Annotated in this window: 13 protein-coding genes; 7 read left to right on the top strand and 6 right to left on the bottom strand. The window is 37.8% G+C overall.

What is annotated here, in order from left to right; translation table 11 throughout:
- The first annotated feature begins 36 nt into the window (after positions 1–36).
- From ABN236_RS04560 to fbaA, 5 genes are all read left to right on the top strand, one after another.
- Positions 37–495, top strand: coding sequence for a hypothetical protein (locus ABN236_RS04560; protein WP_349473472.1), 459 nt, complete (start codon positions 37–39; stop codon positions 493–495).
- A gap of 552 nt (positions 496–1,047) precedes the next feature.
- Entirely contained in the window at positions 1,048–3,042 is a 1,995-nt protein-coding gene (gene tkt, locus ABN236_RS04555) for a transketolase (RefSeq protein ID WP_088493573.1), read from the top strand.
- Between the two features lie 257 nt (positions 3,043–3,299).
- Positions 3,300–4,319 carry an erythrose-4-phosphate dehydrogenase gene (gene epd, locus ABN236_RS04550; RefSeq protein ID WP_075673402.1) on the top strand — a complete coding sequence of 340 codons (1,020 nt, stop codon included), beginning with the start codon at positions 3,300–3,302 and terminating at the stop codon, positions 4,317–4,319.
- A gap of 87 nt (positions 4,320–4,406) precedes the next feature.
- Positions 4,407–5,570, top strand: coding sequence for a phosphoglycerate kinase (gene pgk, locus ABN236_RS04545; RefSeq protein WP_088493572.1), 1,164 nt, complete (start codon positions 4,407–4,409; stop codon positions 5,568–5,570).
- 63 nt (positions 5,571–5,633) lie between these two features.
- Positions 5,634–6,713 carry a class II fructose-bisphosphate aldolase gene (gene fbaA / locus ABN236_RS04540; RefSeq protein WP_088493571.1) on the top strand — a complete coding sequence of 360 codons (1,080 nt, stop codon included), beginning with the start codon at positions 5,634–5,636 and terminating at the stop codon, positions 6,711–6,713.
- Between the two features lie 250 nt (positions 6,714–6,963).
- Here the strand turns inward: fbaA and dtpB are convergent, their stop codons facing one another.
- The gene (dtpB, locus tag ABN236_RS04535; protein ID WP_349473471.1) at positions 6,964–8,451 is read right to left on the bottom strand and encodes a dipeptide/tripeptide permease DtpB; all 1,488 of its coding nucleotides are present in this window, start codon (positions 8,449–8,451) and stop codon (positions 6,964–6,966) included.
- Between the two features lie 597 nt (positions 8,452–9,048).
- Positions 9,049–9,567, bottom strand: coding sequence for a 4-hydroxyphenylacetate 3-monooxygenase, reductase component (hpaC, locus tag ABN236_RS04530; RefSeq protein WP_349473470.1), 519 nt, complete (start codon positions 9,565–9,567; stop codon positions 9,049–9,051).
- A 591-nt stretch (positions 9,568–10,158) separates the two neighbouring features.
- Here hpaC and hpaR point away from each other — a divergent pair.
- A complete protein-coding gene (hpaR, locus tag ABN236_RS04525) occupies positions 10,159–10,596 on the top strand; it encodes a homoprotocatechuate degradation operon regulator HpaR (protein ID WP_349473469.1) in 438 nt (145 codons plus the stop codon).
- A gap of 65 nt (positions 10,597–10,661) precedes the next feature.
- On the opposite strand, the gene betT is transcribed toward hpaR, so the two are convergent.
- Both betT and ABN236_RS04515 read right to left on the bottom strand, forming a co-directional pair.
- Entirely contained in the window at positions 10,662–12,665 is a 2,004-nt protein-coding gene (betT, locus tag ABN236_RS04520) for a choline BCCT transporter BetT (RefSeq protein WP_088493568.1), read from the bottom strand.
- Positions 12,666–13,030: 365 nt separating this feature from the next.
- The gene (locus ABN236_RS04515) at positions 13,031–13,666 is read right to left on the bottom strand and encodes a hypothetical protein (RefSeq protein ID WP_349473468.1); all 636 of its coding nucleotides are present in this window, start codon (positions 13,664–13,666) and stop codon (positions 13,031–13,033) included.
- 264 nt (positions 13,667–13,930) lie between these two features.
- Between ABN236_RS04515 and ABN236_RS04510 the strand changes: the two genes are divergently transcribed.
- Entirely contained in the window at positions 13,931–14,593 is a 663-nt protein-coding gene (locus ABN236_RS04510; RefSeq protein ID WP_349473467.1) for a DUF421 domain-containing protein, read from the top strand.
- A 107-nt stretch (positions 14,594–14,700) separates the two neighbouring features.
- Here the strand turns inward: ABN236_RS04510 and rnz are convergent, their stop codons facing one another.
- A complete protein-coding gene (rnz, locus tag ABN236_RS04505; protein WP_349473466.1) occupies positions 14,701–15,618 on the bottom strand; it encodes a ribonuclease Z in 918 nt (305 codons plus the stop codon).
- A gap of 9 nt (positions 15,619–15,627) precedes the next feature.
- A complete protein-coding gene (rtcR, locus tag ABN236_RS04500) occupies positions 15,628–17,220 on the bottom strand; it encodes an RNA repair transcriptional activator RtcR (protein WP_349473465.1) in 1,593 nt (530 codons plus the stop codon).
- Positions 17,221–17,405 lie beyond the last annotated feature (185 nt).

The raw sequence follows: 17,405 nt of genomic DNA, 5'->3' as shown, positions 1-17,405 counted from the left end.
ACAGAGTTAACGTAGAAATAATTGAGTCTATTATCCATGAGCTTTTTTAACGAAATCCAACAAAAAGTCAGCATTACACCTTTCTTTTCTAATATGGGAAAGGGAAGCATTGATGATAAGAAAATTATCTATTTTCAAAGTATCCAAACTTGTTTTGAATCCTCTTTAAGTGTCGAATGGTTGCCAACTTCTCCCACGCAAGATGATCCTTTCTATATAAAACAAGAATATCCCAAAGATTTGGTCGAGATGCGATTAGTCGTCAGTAAAGCTGTGATAGAGAGTCTAAAAGCTTTCCCTGTACCAGATAGTCAATTTCAATACGATGCACATAACTTCAAAATTGCAGCAAGAAATGCGATATGTTACGCATTTAGGCAGTATCTTACTGAAAAATACTTCAATTATGGTGACAGCTGGGAAAAGATCATTCAGATTTACTACCAAGGTCATTTTCCGATAGGTTTTTATAAAAAGAAATTAGTGGTGATTTAATCGTCAGTTGCTTAAAAAGAGTTTTCACTCACAGGGACAAATAGAATTAAATTTATTCTTTGCTATTGATATTAAAAAGTAACATTTACGTTACGCTGATTTTTCCTTTTAGCTATATATGATGTAAATAAAATTTTTATTACTGAATCAGTGAATTATCTGCTTTTTATCTTTTTTAAGCTCTTATAATTCTACGTCCTTGTAACAAGTTCAGTCAGTTATTAGGCTATAATTAAAACAAATACGGTATTTATTTGATTTGATGGATAATTCAGCAATAAAATTTTATCTTGATTAGTCATATCAAGCTAAGGTTTAATAGCACGCTTCTCAATTGCGCAAATCATTGTCTTTTTTGCTTTTTGTTGCGCAACAATGCGGTGGTGTAATGTTATTTTCCGCTTTGATCGTAAAAAATGCCGTGCAAATCAAAGAATTATTGCTTTATGCTAATTACGATAGCCACCTTTGTGGATTTTTTATATTGCGGTTTTTTGCCCGCATTGAGAGAATCAGCTATCTAGATGCTTTTTATCCGACTTGGAGTAGAAAATGACCACTCGTAAAACCCTTGCTAATGCGATCCGTTTTTTAAGTATGGATGCTGTGCAAAAAGCTAAATCAGGACACCCTGGCGCCCCTATGGGTATGGCTGATATTGCAGAAGTATTATGGCGTGATTTTTTAAATCATAACCCAACTAACCCTAACTGGGCTGATCGTGACCGTTTCGTTTTATCTAATGGTCATGCTTCAATGCTGATTTACAGCTTACTGCACCTATCTGGTTATGATCTTTCTTTAGATGATCTGAAAAACTTCCGTCAATTGCATTCTAAAACACCTGGTCACCCAGAATATGGTTACACCGCTGGTGTTGAAACAACAACAGGTCCTTTAGGTCAAGGTATTGCAAACGCAGTGGGTTTTGCAATTGCAGAACGTACATTAGCGGCTCAATTTAACCGTCCTGGTCATGACATCGTTGACCACTACACCTACGCCTTTATGGGCGATGGTTGTATGATGGAAGGTATCTCTCACGAAGTGTGTTCTTTAGCGGGAACATTACAGTTAGGTAAACTGATTGCATTTTATGATGACAATGGCATCTCTATTGATGGTCAAGTGCATGGTTGGTTTACTGATAACACAGCAGAACGTTTCGACGCTTATGGCTGGCATGTAATCAGTGGCATTGATGGTCACGATGCAGCAAGCATTAAAGCCGCTGTTGAAGCAGCAAAACAAATCACTGACAAACCTTCACTGTTGATTTGTAAAACCACTATCGGTTTCGGTTCTCCTCATAAAGCAGGTACTGCTGATTCTCACGGCTCTCCATTAGGTGATGCAGAAATCGCTGAAACACGTAAAGCGTTAGGTTGGGAATACGGCGCATTCGAAATTCCACAAGAAATTTATAAAGAGTGGGATGCAAAAGAAGCGGGTAAAGCAAAAGAAGCTGCATGGGATGCTAAATTTGCTGCATATGCAGCACAGTTCCCTGAATTAGCGGCTGAATTCAAACGTCGTGTTTCTGGTGAATTACCAGCAAACTGGGAAAAAGATTCCAAAGCATTTATTGAAAATCTGCAACAAAACCCTTCAAGCATTGCAAGCCGTAAAGCATCTCAAAATGCATTAGAAGCATTCGGTAAAGTATTACCAGAATTCATGGGCGGTTCTGCGGACTTAGCACCAAGCAACCTGACTATGTGGTCTGGTTCTAAAGCACTGAACGAAGACAAAGCGGGTAACTACATCCATTACGGTGTTCGTGAATTCGGTATGTCCGCAATCATGAACGGTATTGCATTACACGGCGGTTTTGTTCCTTACGGCGCGACTTTCCTGATGTTTATGGAATATGCACGTAATGCTGTACGTATGGCTGCACTGATGAAGATCCGCAGTATCTTTGTTTATACTCATGACTCTATCGGTCTGGGTGAAGATGGTCCAACTCACCAACCTGTTGAGCAAATGGCTAGCCTGCGTGTAACTCCAAACGTGAGCACATGGCGTCCATGTGACCAAGTTGAATCAGCTGTTGCATGGAAATATGCAATTGATCGTAAAGATGGCCCAACAGCTCTGATCTTCTCTCGTCAAAATCTTGCACAACAACCACGTACTCCAGAGCAATTGGCAAATATCGAGAAGGGTGGTTACATCCTGAAAGATTGCGCTGGTACTCCAGAATTAATCTTTATCGCAACAGGCTCTGAAGTTGAATTAGCGGTTAGCGCTTATGAACAACTGACAGCGGAAGGCCGTAAAGTACGTGTTGTTTCTATGCCAGCAACTGATGCATTTGATAAACAAGATGCAGATTACCGTGAAGCAGTATTACCAACATCAGTGAAAGCTCGTGTTGCTATCGAAGCAGGTATTGCTGACTACTGGTTCAAGTATGTTGGTTTAGATGGTGCGATTGTAGGTATGCGTAGCTTCGGCGAATCTGCACCTGCAAACGAACTATTTGAAGAGTTTGGTTTTACTGTTGAAAATGTGGTTACACAGGCAAAATCTTTACTTAAATAATCAATAAGTGTTAACAAGAGCACATTTTTGGGAAGAATTTCTCAGATGTGCTCTTTTTTTATCCTTCCATCTTTGTTTACTATTGCGATCTTCTCTCATTTCTCGTAATCTGATTACCAGTAAGCTGAACCGTTTCAGTTAATCCTAAAGTGTCGGTGACTGCACAATTTCTAGATTTACTTGATTTATCGTTGTTGATTAGTATCTTGCTCTATTATTCTAAGCGGTTGCGAATCACAAGTTATCAAGGGAGTCACATGACAATCAGAGTCGCTATTAACGGTTTTGGTCGTATAGGGCGTAATGTGTTAAGAGCGCTTTATGAATCAGGTAAACGAGCTGAAATAACGGTTGTTGCAATAAATGAATTGGCTGATGCACAAGGTATTGGGCATCTTCTCAAGTATGACTCTAGTCATGGACGTTTTGCTTGGGATGTACGAATTAATAACGATTTATTGCAAGTGGGTGATGATACTATTCGTCTTTTTCACCACGCTGATATTACTGATTTACCTTGGGGTGAACTTGGTATCGATGTCGTACTTGATTGTAGTGGTGCTTATGGCTCTCGTGCTGATGGTGAAGCACATATTGCACAAGGCGCAAAGAAAGTACTTTTTTCTCATCCCGGTACAACTGATTTAGATGCAACTGTCGTTTTTGGTGTCAATCAACACGAACTAAAAAAAGAGCACCGAATTGTTTCAAACGCATCTTGTACAACGAATTGTATTATTCCCATTATTAAAATGATGGATGACGCGTTTAATATAGAATCAGGAACAGTAACAACAATCCATGCAGCCATGAACGATCAACCCGTGATTGATGCATACCATAAGGATTTACGCCGCACTCGTGCAGCAGGACAATCTATCATTCCTGTTGATACGAAGTTGGCAGCAGGAATTACTCGAATTTTCCCGAAATTTAAGGATCATTTTGAGGCAATTTCTGTACGAGTTCCTACAATTAATGTGACGGCAATTGATTTAAGTGTCACTGTAAAAACTGCTGTAAATGTGTTAGATGTCAATCGGTTAATTCAAAAATCAGCAACTGGCGCATTTCGTGGTATAGTGGATTACACAGAATTGCCATTAGTCTCAACTGATTTTAACCACGACCCTCATAGTGCAATCGTTGATGGCACACAAACAAGAGTCAGTGGGCAACACCTGATCAAGACTTTAGTCTGGTGTGATAATGAATGGGGCTTTGCTAACAGAATGCTTGATACAACGTTAGCAATGGCTGCAACTGGTTTTAAATAATCATGTTTTAATGACGGTGTCGCGTAATAATACGACGCACTGAACAGAAGATTACTAAATTTTAGAGAATCAATGAGAGGATTCATCATGTCTGTAATTAAGATGACCGATTTAGACCTAGCGGGTAAACGAGTTCTTATCCGTGCTGACCTGAACGTTCCAGTTAAAGATGGTAAAGTGACTTCAGATGCGCGTATCCGTGCTTCTTTACCAACAATTGAAGCCGCGTTAAAACAAGGCGCTAAAGTGATGGTAACTTCTCACTTAGGTCGTCCTACCGAAGGTGAGTACAACGAAGAGTTCTCTTTAAAACCAGTTGTTGACTATCTGAAAGACAAATTAACTGCACCAGTTAGCCTTGCTAAAGACTATTTAAATGGTGTTGAAGTCAATGCAGGTGAATTAGTTGTTCTTGAAAACGTTCGTTTTAACAAAGGCGAAAAGAAAGACGACGAAACTCTGTCTAAGCAATATGCTGCATTATGTGATGTATTCGTAATGGATGCATTCGGTACTGCTCACCGTGCTCAAGCGTCAACTCATGGCGTTGCTAAATTTGCACAAGTTGCTTGTGCGGGTCCACTGTTATCAGCAGAACTTGAAGCATTAGGTAAAGCATTAGATAAACCAGCTCGCCCAATGGTTGCGATTGTTGGTGGTTCTAAAGTTTCAACTAAACTGACTGTATTAGATTCTTTATCAAAAATTGCTGACCAATTAATCGTTGGTGGTGGTATCGCAAATACCTTTATCGCAGCAGAAGGTCATCCAGTAGGTCGCTCTTTATATGAAGCAGACCTTGTTGATGATGCTAAAAAGCTGATGGAAAAATGTGATATTCCAGTACCAAGTGATGTTCGCGTTGCGACTGAATTCTCTGAAACTGCAGATGCTGTTTTAAAATCAGCAAGTGACATCAAAGATGATGAACAAGTACTTGATATCGGTGATGTAACTGCTGAGCGTTTAGCAGAAATCCTGAAAAATGCGAAAACTATCCTGTGGAATGGTCCAGTAGGTGTATTCGAATTCCCTAACTTCCGCAAAGGTACAGAAATCATCGCTAATGCAATCGCAGATAGCGACGCATTCTCTATCGCAGGTGGTGGTGATACGCTGGCTGCTATTGATTTATTTGATATCGCAGACAAAATCTCTTACATTTCAACCGGTGGTGGTGCTTTCTTAGAATTCGTTGAAGGCAAAAAACTTCCTGCTGTTGCAATGTTAGAAGAACGCGCTAAACAGTAATTAAGTCAGCTCATACAGGTAGAAAGTTATTTTCTACCTGTTCCAAATATAGGATCTTATTACATGTCTAAAGTTTTTGATTTCGTGAAACCGGGTGTCATCACTGGTGATGATGTACAAAAAGTATTTGCAGTAGCAAAAGAAAACAAATTTGCTCTGCCTGCGGTTAACTGTGTAGGTACTGACTCAATCAATGCTGTGTTAGAAGCTGCTGCGAAAGTTCGTTCTCCTGTTATTGTACAGTTCTCTAACGGTGGTGCTGCATTTATCGCAGGTAAAGGTCTTAAATCTGATGTACCACAGCAAGCTGCTATTTTAGGCGCAATTTCTGGTGCTCACCATGTGCATCAAATGGCTGAATACTACGGTGTTCCTGTTATTCTGCATACTGACCACTGTGCTAAAAAATTATTACCATGGATTGATGGTCTGTTAGATGCGGGTGAAAAACACTACGCTAAAACAGGTAAACCACTGTTCTCTTCTCATATGATTGACTTATCTGAAGAATCATTAGAAGAAAATATCGAAATCTGTGCTAAATATTTAGCGCGTATGGCTAAAATCGATATGACTTTAGAAATCGAATTAGGCTGTACTGGTGGTGAAGAAGACGGTGTTGATAACACAGGTATGGACAGCTCTGCGCTTTATACTCAACCAGAAGATGTTGCTTACGCATATGAAAAACTGAGCGCAGTAAGCCCTCGTTTCACTATCGCGGCATCTTTCGGTAACGTTCACGGTGTTTATAAACCAGGTAACGTCCAGTTAACGCCAAAAATTTTACGTAACTCACAAGACTACGTATCACAGAAATTCAATCTGCCACACAATAGCTTAGATTTCGTTTTCCACGGCGGTTCTGGTTCTTCTGCTGAAGAAATCAAAGAAGCTGTTGGTTATGGCGTTATCAAAATGAATATCGATACCGATACTCAGTGGGCAACTTGGGATGGTATCTTACAGTTCTACAAAAAGAACGAAGGCTATCTGCAAGGCCAATTAGGTAACCCAGAAGGTGCTGATAAACCTAACAAGAAATACTACGATCCACGTAACTGGTTACGTCAAGCACAAGCATCAATGGTTGTTCGTTTAGAACAAGCATTTAAAGAATTGAATTCAGTTGATGTTCTGTAATTGAGTCATTCTTAAAGATTAAACTAAACCCGCTTATTTGGCGGGTTTTTTTATGCCTGATAAAAAGCGATTAGGTAGTTTGGCTATGGCAATATTTATTATTAAAATTGGGTGTGAGGGAATGTAGATGCGGCCCTATTAGGGATATCTAGCCAATACGAAATGAAACCTAACGTTGAGATAAAGCAGATATAAAAAAGCGCCTATTGATAAATAGACGCTTAAATTGAGCAATATATTATTTGGAAGATCAGCCTGTGACTTTAGCGTCTTTGCTTTCTTCTTTCATCATACGATTTAATAAAGGTACGGTTGCCCACATAACAATACCTACAATTAAGGTCACAATACCAATTTTGCCAAATACATCAGTATAAATAGGTAATGTTTGTAGTGGATCAGTAATACCTTCTGGTGCAGCTGTGAAAGTTGCTACATAACCGCCTAACAGGTAAGCCGTTGCTTGTGTTAAGAACCACATACCTAAAATAAAGCCCATCATGTATTGCGGTACGAACGCTGCAACCATTGCTAAACCTAACGCACTGATCATCAGTTCACCTAAGCTCTGGAATAAGTAAACCAGAACGATAAACCAAGGTGATGTTAAGCCTTGAGCATCGGCAAACCACATACCTGAAGCTGCCGCTGTAAGGAATCCTAACGAGCACAGAAGCATACCTGCGGTAAACTTCGCTGGCATTGAGAAGTCTTTGCCTTTCGCGCCTAAACGACTATATACGATGGCTAAGATTGGGCTCGCAATAATAATCCAGAATGGGTTTAAGGCTTGGAAGCTGACAGGGTGGATCTCAAAACCCAATAAATTATGATGAACGTTGTGAATAGCAAAGAAGTTCAGTGAGGTAGGCATTTGTGCATAAAGGATGTAGAAAATAACCGCTTCTAACATCAGAACGAAAGCAACATACATTTTATTACGCGCAACACGGTCTTTTTGTTTAAATGCTTCACGGAAATAAATGAAGACAACAATAATAGACAAGCTGACTAAAACAATATTTGCAATCATTACGTTGTGCAATAACCATGCACAAACAAATACCATTGCAACAGATCCTGCAATGACTAATAGCAGTTTGTTGTAATTCATTGGTAAATGGTCTGGTTCAGAACCAATATTTGCTACCATCTTACGACAGAAGAAATAAACCAATAAGGCGATAATTAAGCCAATACCACAAATATTATAAGTCAGTGCATATCCATAATGATCGGCAAGTACTGGCGCAATAGATAAAGAAATTAATGAGCCAACATTTATCGACATATAAAATAGCGTAAATGCACCATCAAGACGGGGATCTTTAGGTGGATAGCATTTTGCTAATAGGCTGGCAGGGTTGGCTTTAAATAAACCATTACCTACAGCGATAGTTCCTAATGCATAGAAAATTAAATTAGGATACATAATTGACATACCAGTCATGAAATAACCGATAGCCAAGACAATAGCACCTAAAACAATTGTTCGTTTTGTTCCTAATAAGTGGTCACCAACATAACCACCAATAGAAATAAGCCCATAAACCAATGCAGAGAATGCACCAAAAGTAATGAAAGCCTGTTCTTGAGAGAAACCGAGTTTACTAACAAAATAAACGGCAAGAATACCTTGTACGCCGTAGTAACCAAAACGTTCCCATAATTCTACAAAGAAAATCATAAAGAATGGTTTAGGCTGTTGTAATAAACCGACTTGAGCGGGTTTATCCATATCTGTAATGCCCCTAATTATTATTTATTTTCAACAACGATGTTATTTACTCACATTCACGAGGAATGTTACACAACGGTAACATTATCTGTCGCATTTAGAGTGATGTTTGCAAATTTAAGAAGGTAATCAGCAAGTCGAGTAGACTAATATATTGATAGAATGACTTCTCAAAGGTTGATCACACTGTGGGTAAGATTAATACCAGATTGAAAAAAATATTCATTAGTTTATTTTCAAATAAAGTCATTTAATTGATCTTTGGTATAAAATATAACCAATTAGATTATTGTTTGTTTATATTTTAATCTGAGTAAATTAAATAAAGAGAAAGAATAAAAGTAGAGGGGAAATGTTTTTGATTATGTGACTGATTGATTCTAGAAAGAAATTTTTCATTATAATTAAAAATTATTCTTTTATAACAAACAGATGTTAATAAATATTTAATAAATACCTAAAAGTTAGCTAATGTTATTTAATTAAATAAGTATTCACTTAATATAAATAAATATTTAATTTTATATTGTGATGATAATCAATAAAAAACGCCCTTATTAAAAGTGCGTTTTTATCTTGAGGTAAAATAAGTGAAATTTAAACAGGGATGGGTACTTGTTCATTTTTAACAGAATGGAAACGACGTTTGAAATAAATAAGTCCATCACCATCTTCACGTACAGAAATATTCTTAATTTCGGTCATATAAACAAAATGTGTACCAACTTGGCGCACATCATAAATATCACCTTCAAGGCAGGCAAGCGCATTTATTAATACGGGTTGTTGTAATTGTCCGTTTTGCCATCCAGGTTGAGTAAAGCGATCTGCCATCGCGAGTCCTGTCATTCCGGCGAAATGACATGCCATTTCTTCTTGTTCATGATTCAATATATTGATGCTCAATTTTCCATTTTCTTGAAAAATAGAGTTCATCTGACTTTTACTGTTGATGCAAACCATCACGGTAGGTGGGTTATCAGTAACAGAACATACCGCTGTTGCTGTTAAGCCACAACATCCTGCATCGCCATTTGTTGCCACGATATTGACTGCGGCACCTAAGCTTGCCATTGCATCCCGAAAAAGTGGGTTAGCCTGTTTTTCCTCAGACATTATTTACTCCTACTGCCAGACTTCTCGTCTGTGGGCGTCTTCACTTAAAATAATTATTAGTTAGATAACTAATAAATTACCTAACTACTCCGCTAACAAAGTTGTAATGTTATTGCCGGTTTCTTTGTTGCGTTGTTTTAAAGCCGTAACGCTACCGCGCATGAACAAAGATAGCAATCTTTCTTTGTTACAACCTGTTAACTTTATCTCGAAAAACTGTGAGACAACCTTATCGCTAAGCGCCATTATTCCTAATTTAGAGGTAGGGTAATAGGCAAATCAGGCTACTTTTTTTAGTTGGTTGAGAGATAACACAAATTGCCAATTGATGAAAATTGCGTATAGGTCAAGATGTTGCAGAAGGTGAAATTAACACGAAAAAGAAGCATGGGTGATAAATTGCACAAAGGGAATAAAATTGCAAAAATTGAGTCAACTTTATTTATTTGTTAATATGAATAATTGTAACAATTAGTCTATTCTTAGAATATAGTCATTTTATAAACCATAAACAGCGGTACTTTTTCACTGTCTATATTGAGTGATATTTTGTCATTTCACCTATAACACCATATAAAGAGCTTCTTGATTATGCATGAATCATTAACTATCGCGCTATTACAAGCACGGGAATCTGCGATGGGTTTTTTTCGACCTGTTCTTAAAGAGCATAATCTGACAGAACAGCAATGGCGGATCATTCGCGTACTTGCGGATAAACGCTCTATTGATTTCCACGAATTAGCACAAAAATCGTGTATTCTTCGACCAAGTCTAACGGGTATTCTTATTAGAATGGAAAGAGATGAGCTAATTTGTCGTTTAAAACCTGTGAGTGACCAACGTAAACTTTTCGTTTCACTGTCTGCCAATGGGCAAAGTTTATACGATAAAATTCAGCCTAAAATTGAAGAAGGCTATCAATTACTTGAGCAAAAGTTTTCCACTGAAAAACTACAACGACTAACTGGATTATTAAAAGAGTTGATTGCACTTAATCCAGATGATGTTGAACAATCAGAGAAATAAGTTATTTGATAAGAAAAAAGGAGATGCTATGGCATCTCCTTTTTGTTGTTTTCACTCAGGCAAAATTATTGCTTACCTAATACATGTAAGAAGTGAATGTGTTTTTCGTACTGATCAAGAATATCGTGAATGATTTGTTCTTTCGTCCAACCCATTACATCGTAGTCTTGTCCACCTTCTTTTAAATGAATTTCAGCGCGATAATATTTATGTTCTTCGTCTCTTTCTTCATCACTTAATCCAGCTAAAGCAAAGGCAGGTTGAGTATAAAAACGCAGACGAACTTCATAGAAGAAATTCATGTCATCGCCTAAATCGACTTCAAAACCAATTCGATCCTCTTCTTCGTTATGGATAATGCATTGCGTCGCTTGTTTACTTAACTCAGCAGATACCATTTCCATTGAGGGTTGGATCACTTCATCCATAAAACGTTTTACATGAGAACGTTTAGGGAAATAGGCAATATTTCTTAAACGGCGTTGCCAAGGGATCGGATTACGGCTTGCTGGTGGCGCAATTGTCGTTAGCTGTTGGCTATCACGTTTATATACATCCACTCGCAATGCTTTTATTAATCCATAAATAGAAGCAAGCAATACCATTGAGAAGGGAAGTGCGCTCGCAATGGTGACTGTTTGTAGCGCAGTTAAACCACCCGCTAGCAATAAAGTAATTGCAGAAACGCCCATTAAGCCCGCCCAGAAAATACGTTGCCACACAGGTGTTTCGCTATCACCACCTGAAGCCAAAGTATCAACAACCATTGCACCAGAGTCGGCTGAAGTCACAAAGAAGACAACAACCATCAACATCGCAAAGAAAGATAAAACAGATGAAAATGGAAAATAATTTAAGAACTCAAATAAAGCCAATGAGACATCTTGCTGTACGATATTTGCGAGAGCTTCTGCACCTTTATCTTTGATTAAATGAATTGCTGTGTTACCAAAAACGGTCATCCAAAGTAAGGTAAAGCCGGCAGGAACAAACAGAACACCCACAACAAATTCACGAATAGTACGTCCACGAGAAATGCGGGCAATAAACATCCCTACAAATGGAGACCATGAAAGCCACCAACCCCAATAAAGTAGCGTCCATCCCCCTAACCAATCACTCGATTTTGGCTCGTATGCGTAAAGATTAAAAGTTTTACTGACAATTTCGGATAGATATCCTCCCGTATTTTCAACAAATGATTTTAATATCAATACGGTTGGACCAAGAATAATGACTAATAAAAGAAGAATTACCGCTAATCCTAAGTTAAGTTCAGATAAAAAGCGGATACCTTTTTCTAATCCAGAAACAACTGAAATAGTTGCAAGCCCTGTTATCACAACAATCAATATGACTTGCACGGTTGGATTAATGGGGACATTAAAAAGATGGTTTAAACCCGCATTAACTTGCAGAACACCAAATCCAAGAGAAGTTGCGACACCAAATACGGTTCCCATAACGGCAAAAATATCAACAGCATGACCAATAGGGCCATGTATGCGATCACCAATGATTGGATAAAGTGCCGAGCGCAGTGTTAACGGCAAGCCATGACGATAAGAGAAAAACGCTAAGATCAAAGCGACAATGGCATAAATTGCCCATGCATGTAATCCCCAGTGGAAAAAGGTTAATCGCATCGCTTCTTTTGCGGCTTCTATGGTTTGAGCTTCACCTGTCGGGGGCATAAGGTAATGCATAACGGGTTCAGCAACACCAAAGAACATTAAGCCAATTCCCATTCCTGCTGAAAAGAGCATGGCAAACCAAGCAAAATAACTAAAGTGGGGACGGGCATGATCCGGCCCTAACTTGATTTGACCAAAACGAGAAAGGCCTAAATAAGTCACACTCAGCAAAACCAATGCAACGGCTAGAATGTAGAACCAGCTCGCATTCGTGAAGAGGTTTTCCTGAAGATGACCTAATTTATCATTAGCCAACTCTGGAAATAATGCAGAGAAACCAACGACCAGTAAAATTAACAGTGCAGATGTATAAAAAACGGGAGGATTAATTTTCATCCTAACTTTTTGAGGGGTTATATCGTTTTGTTGACTCATAGTTAACCTATTTTTTGTTATTTTCCTAGAAAGAGACTTTTCGCTACCCACTTTCTGATTGCTTATGTCATCAGAAAAGAAAAGTTCATAAGAAAATTTGAATAAAACACCAAATTGGAAAGATGTTTTATAAAAGAACGGAAGTAAATTATCTTTTCCGCAAAATGAAGAAAAACACAGTTAAATCAATTTATTAATAACTTTTTATGCTAGATGCTTTCGCTCTTTAATAGGTTTCTCCTGTTGAAAAAAGGAGAACATGGTTACATTTTTTGCTTAATCGATCAACCCCTGTCTTTTTTTTGTACAAAAAAAGCCAGTAAAAATTTACTGGCTCTAGATCCATCAAAAAAACTGAAATCAGATTATTTATTTTCAGTTTTTAAATCATCAATTTTTTGTTTGGCTTGATCTGTTAATTGATCTGCTTTATCAAGCGCTTTATTTTCAGTCTCTTGAGCTTGTTGTTTCACATCATCGCTGGTTTTTGATGCATCACCTTTTAGCTGATCAACCTTGTTGTCTGCTTCTTGCATCAGGTTATCTGCTGTTTTGCTCGCATCTTGCTTTAGCTCAGCGGCTTTTTCAGATAATTTATTGCTTTCAGCTTCTAGGCTTTGTTTAATTTCTTCTGCTTTTGCAGCACTTGCATCTTTTAGTTCATCAGTTTTTTGTGAAATTCTCTCTTTCAGGGCATCTGTTTTTTCATCAGCTTGCGCTTTTAGCTCAGCCGCTTTTTGTTCAGCTTTATCTTTTAGCTCTTGAGCTTGTTGTGTTAATTCATCTGCTTTTGCGGATGCATCTTCTTTCAAGTCGGCAGCTTTATCTTTGGCTTGTTCCGTCAATTCTTTGGCTTTATCTTGCGCCGTTTCAGTTACTTGAGTTGCTGTTTCTTTTGCCTTATCAATACCTTCATCAACTTTTTTAGATGAATCATCACAACCTGCTGTAATAGTAACAAGACCCGCTAGAACCAATGAAGTAAGTAGTTTTTTATTCATTTTTTTCTCCAAAATGTGTGTTCAAAAACAATTCAGTGATATCCCGCGTAAGAACTAGAAAAGGCGAGAAGCTATCGAGTTGATAGTAAGATATTACGAATAAATGATCGTAATAAGTATAGTGTGAGTCTTAAAATCAACAAACCTAAGTATATTAAGTGTTTTTTCTTAGTCAAATATCATCAAAAATAATTTAGATTTTTATCTGGGTGAGATTTTCTGCTTTATAATAAGTGCAGAAATTATTGGAAATGTGAGACGCAAATGGAATATTACTTTCTGGTTATTATCAAATTTATTATTGGTTTTACTATCATATTAGCCCATATGAATTTATCGGGTAAAACTCAACTCTCTCAATTAACACCTATTGATTTTATTGGTAATTTTGTACTCGGAGGCATTATGGGTGGGGTGATTTACACCGATGCGATCCCTCTTTATCAATATATTACCGTCTTCTTAATTGGTGTCTGTTTTATCTCGTTGCTTAATTATATCAGTAAGCGATTCAATTTTTTCCGTGCAGTGACTATTGGTAATCCTATTCCCATTATAAAGAAAGGCGAATTTATAATGGAAAACATCATGGAGAAAAAGAACAAAATAGACATTTTAAATATAACGTCTCGTCTTCATGCACAAGGTATTCATTCGTTTCAAGAGGTTAATTACGCGCAAATTGAACCTGATGGACAAATCACTGTGGTATGTGACGGTGCAAAAATGCCTTCGATTATTGTTATGAAAGATGGTGTTATTCGAACATCAGAATTAGCGCAAATAGAAAAAGATGAAGCATGGCTTCAAGAAGAGATGAAAAATCAACATATTGAGAAACCAGAAGATATTTTCTTAGCTGAATTCTGGGATGGAAAAGTTAATTTTATTTTGCAAGATGGAAAGATAAAACGCACGACGTTATAGATAACTCATTAAAATATACGTCGATGAGTGAAGTATGACTTATAACAATGGCGACATAATATCGCCACTGTTATTTATATCGCCACTGCTATTTAGTGAAAACGCAACTACAACTTAAATACCTCAAAATCAGAAGCCATTTCAGTATGGCTAAAGATCTGTTGGCTTTCCTTGAGTAATTCAACACAGTCTTCGGGTGAGTAGCGACTACTAATATGCGTGATAATCAGCTTTTTGACATTAGCCTCTTTAGCTAACTGTGCCGCTTGCACAGTAGTTGAGTGTCCACGGCTATTCGCTTGCTCTGCCATTTCATGTTTAAACGTCGCTTCATGAACAATAACATCTGCATTATTAGCCAGTTTTAATGCATTTGGTGTGGGTTGCGTATCACCGAAAATTGCAATACAACGACCTTTTGTTTCAGGGCCAATATACTCTTTGCCGTCAACGACTCTTCCATCTGGCAATGTAATGGTTTTACCTTGTTTTAACTCTTGTAACCAAGCACCCGCAGGAATATTGTTGGCTTTCAGTTTTTCTGCATCTAATTTACCTGGGCTGTTTTCTTCTTCTAAGCGATAACCAAAACAAGGTACAGGATGAGAAAGTGCTTCACAGCTTACTTTCATACCTTCTTCTTCAAACAGAAAACCCGCTTCGTCAATTTCGACAACATTAATAGGGTAAGTTAAATAGGATTGGCTTAATGTCAACGCTGTTTCTATAAAGGCTTTGATACCCGTAGGGCCATACACTGTTAACAGTGTTTCTGTTCCGCCCATTGAGCGACTACAAAGTAATCCCGGTAAACCAAAAATATGATCGCCATGTAAGTGGGTAATAAAAATTTTATTTAAACGCGGTAATTTTACGCGGGTATGCAATATTTGATGTTGTGTCGCTTCGCCACAATCAAACATCCACATACTTTTTTGTTTATTTTGTAAATCAAGCACCATACTGGTGACATTCCTCTCTTTAGAAGGAACGCCTGCGTTAGTGCCTAAAAAAGTGAGCTCCATAATGAAATATTATTCTCCATGTCGAATTTGTTCCCAACTTAAATCGAATTTCGCAAGATACTTACGTAGGCGATCGGCGTCGTTGGGTTGTTTTTTATTTTGTCTTGATACTGCGAAAAGTTTTCTACCGGCTTCTGAGAGTGTTGATGATTGCTGGCACGTTTTGATAACGGTATTGAGTTGGCTAAGATCGAAAAGATCAATATCAGTACTATTAAATAAAGAAGAGGAAGCAACTCCCCAATTTTGTTTTAAACGATTAATTTCTTCATCAACAAGAGGAAGGGTAATACGACCATTTTCGGCAAGTGTTGCCATTCGCGTTATACTAGCACTAAGTTCACGGAAATTACCACGCCATAATGCCTGTTCAGATGTTGCAAATCGAATATAGTGTGATTTTGCATCAGAGTTAAAGCGGATTGCTTTTTGATAAAGCTTGGCAAAGTGATGCAATTCATAATCGATGTTAGGCTCAATATCTTCTTTACGATCGGCTAAACCGGGCAGAGAAAAAGACCATAAGTTGATCCTCGCATAGAGATCTTCACGAAAAAGGCCTTTCGCAATTTGCTTGTCCATATCTCGATGCGTCCCCGCAATTAGCTGAAAATCACTTTGCACTTCAGTATCGGAGCCATAAGGATAAAAAGATTTCTCTTCTATTGCTTTCAGTAACATCGCTTGTTCATCAAGTCCTAATTCCGCTATTTCATCAAGAAATAGAATTCCTTTATCGGCTTCCCTTAATAAGCCTTGTCTGGCTTGCAACGCACCTGTAAATGCCCCTTTTACATGGCCAAATAAAGTGGACATTGCATTGTCACCGCGCAAAGTGGCGCAGTTAACAGCGATAAAACGGCCTTTTACAAAATGGCGAGATTGTCGTAATTCATAAATACGCTGAGCAAGGAATGATTTCCCGGCTCCAGTGGGACCGGTTAATAAAATAGGTGCAACAGAGCGTAATGCCACTCGTTCAATCTGAGCGATTAAAGCATTAAAACGTTCATTGCGTGTGGCTATCCCTGATTTTAAGAAAGAGAGTGATTCATTATGGTAGTGCTCAAATCGGCTCGTTAGTTTTGTGTAACGGCTTAAATCGAGATCAATAACAGCATAACTTCCCGTGGCTGATTGTATTGTTTTGATACCATCTTCATTTTCGATTTTAGAAGAAGGGGAGGTTTGTAATAGTTTTGCAGGTAAGTAGTGCGCTTCAGTCAGTAGAAACCAGCAAATTTGAGCGATGTGAGTACCCGTTGTGATATGGACATAATATTCTTCATTCTCAGTATCAAATGGATAATTCACTGCGAAATCAAGAAAGTGACTGTAAACCTCTTCCAGATCCCAAGGATCACAAATATCAATTTCGTAAGGTAATACTTCTGTATCAGGAGAGACGGTATGAATATCTTCAGTGATTTTTGACGCTAGCATTGAATCATTGGGTTGATGGATCATGACCAATCGACTAACGGGGAAATCTTTTTGATGGCAAATAGAAATTGTTGGACGCCATGAATTCCATCTTTTATGGCTTTTACCTCGTTTATCTAATGTCGTACCTAAAACACCAATTACCACTTTGCGTTTCATTAAGTTATCCCTACTTATCTTTTTATCTATATTTATAAATGTATAGATAAAAAGATAAGTTTTTATCGATTTTAATTCAATAGCTAAATATTTGAAAATCGAATTAAAGATATTTTTATCAATTAAAACAATGCATTAAAAATATTCTTGGTGGATTCTAAAAACTTGGCACGATCATCGCAATA

It is taken from the genome of Proteus sp. fly-1013 (genome assembly GCF_040140245.1).
Taxonomy (GTDB): Bacteria; Pseudomonadota; Gammaproteobacteria; order Enterobacterales; family Enterobacteriaceae; genus Proteus; species Proteus mirabilis_B.
The sequence above is the reverse complement of the archived record's forward strand: the minus strand, read 5'-3'. Positions and strand labels throughout refer to the sequence as shown.

Coding starts and splice junctions, on each gene's coding strand:
- hpaR (WP_349473469.1), top strand. CDS start 10,159: ATGCATGAATCATTAACTATCGCGCTATTACAAGCACGGGAATCTGCG.
- betT (WP_088493568.1), bottom strand. CDS start 12,665: ATGAGTCAACAAAACGATATAACCCCTCAAAAAGTTAGGATGAAAATT.
- pgk (WP_088493572.1), top strand. CDS start 4,407: ATGTCTGTAATTAAGATGACCGATTTAGACCTAGCGGGTAAACGAGTT.
- ABN236_RS04560 (WP_349473472.1), top strand. CDS start 37: ATGAGCTTTTTTAACGAAATCCAACAAAAAGTCAGCATTACACCTTTC.
- fbaA (WP_088493571.1), top strand. CDS start 5,634: ATGTCTAAAGTTTTTGATTTCGTGAAACCGGGTGTCATCACTGGTGAT.
- ABN236_RS04515 (WP_349473468.1), bottom strand. CDS start 13,666: ATGAATAAAAAACTACTTACTTCATTGGTTCTAGCGGGTCTTGTTACT.
- rnz (WP_349473466.1), bottom strand. CDS start 15,618: ATGGAGCTCACTTTTTTAGGCACTAACGCAGGCGTTCCTTCTAAAGAG.
- tkt (WP_088493573.1), top strand. CDS start 1,048: ATGACCACTCGTAAAACCCTTGCTAATGCGATCCGTTTTTTAAGTATG.
- hpaC (WP_349473470.1), bottom strand. CDS start 9,567: ATGTCTGAGGAAAAACAGGCTAACCCACTTTTTCGGGATGCAATGGCA.
- rtcR (WP_349473465.1), bottom strand. CDS start 17,220: ATGAAACGCAAAGTGGTAATTGGTGTTTTAGGTACGACATTAGATAAA.
- dtpB (WP_349473471.1), bottom strand. CDS start 8,451: ATGGATAAACCCGCTCAAGTCGGTTTATTACAACAGCCTAAACCATTC.
- ABN236_RS04510 (WP_349473467.1), top strand. CDS start 13,931: ATGGAATATTACTTTCTGGTTATTATCAAATTTATTATTGGTTTTACT.
- epd (WP_075673402.1), top strand. CDS start 3,300: ATGACAATCAGAGTCGCTATTAACGGTTTTGGTCGTATAGGGCGTAAT.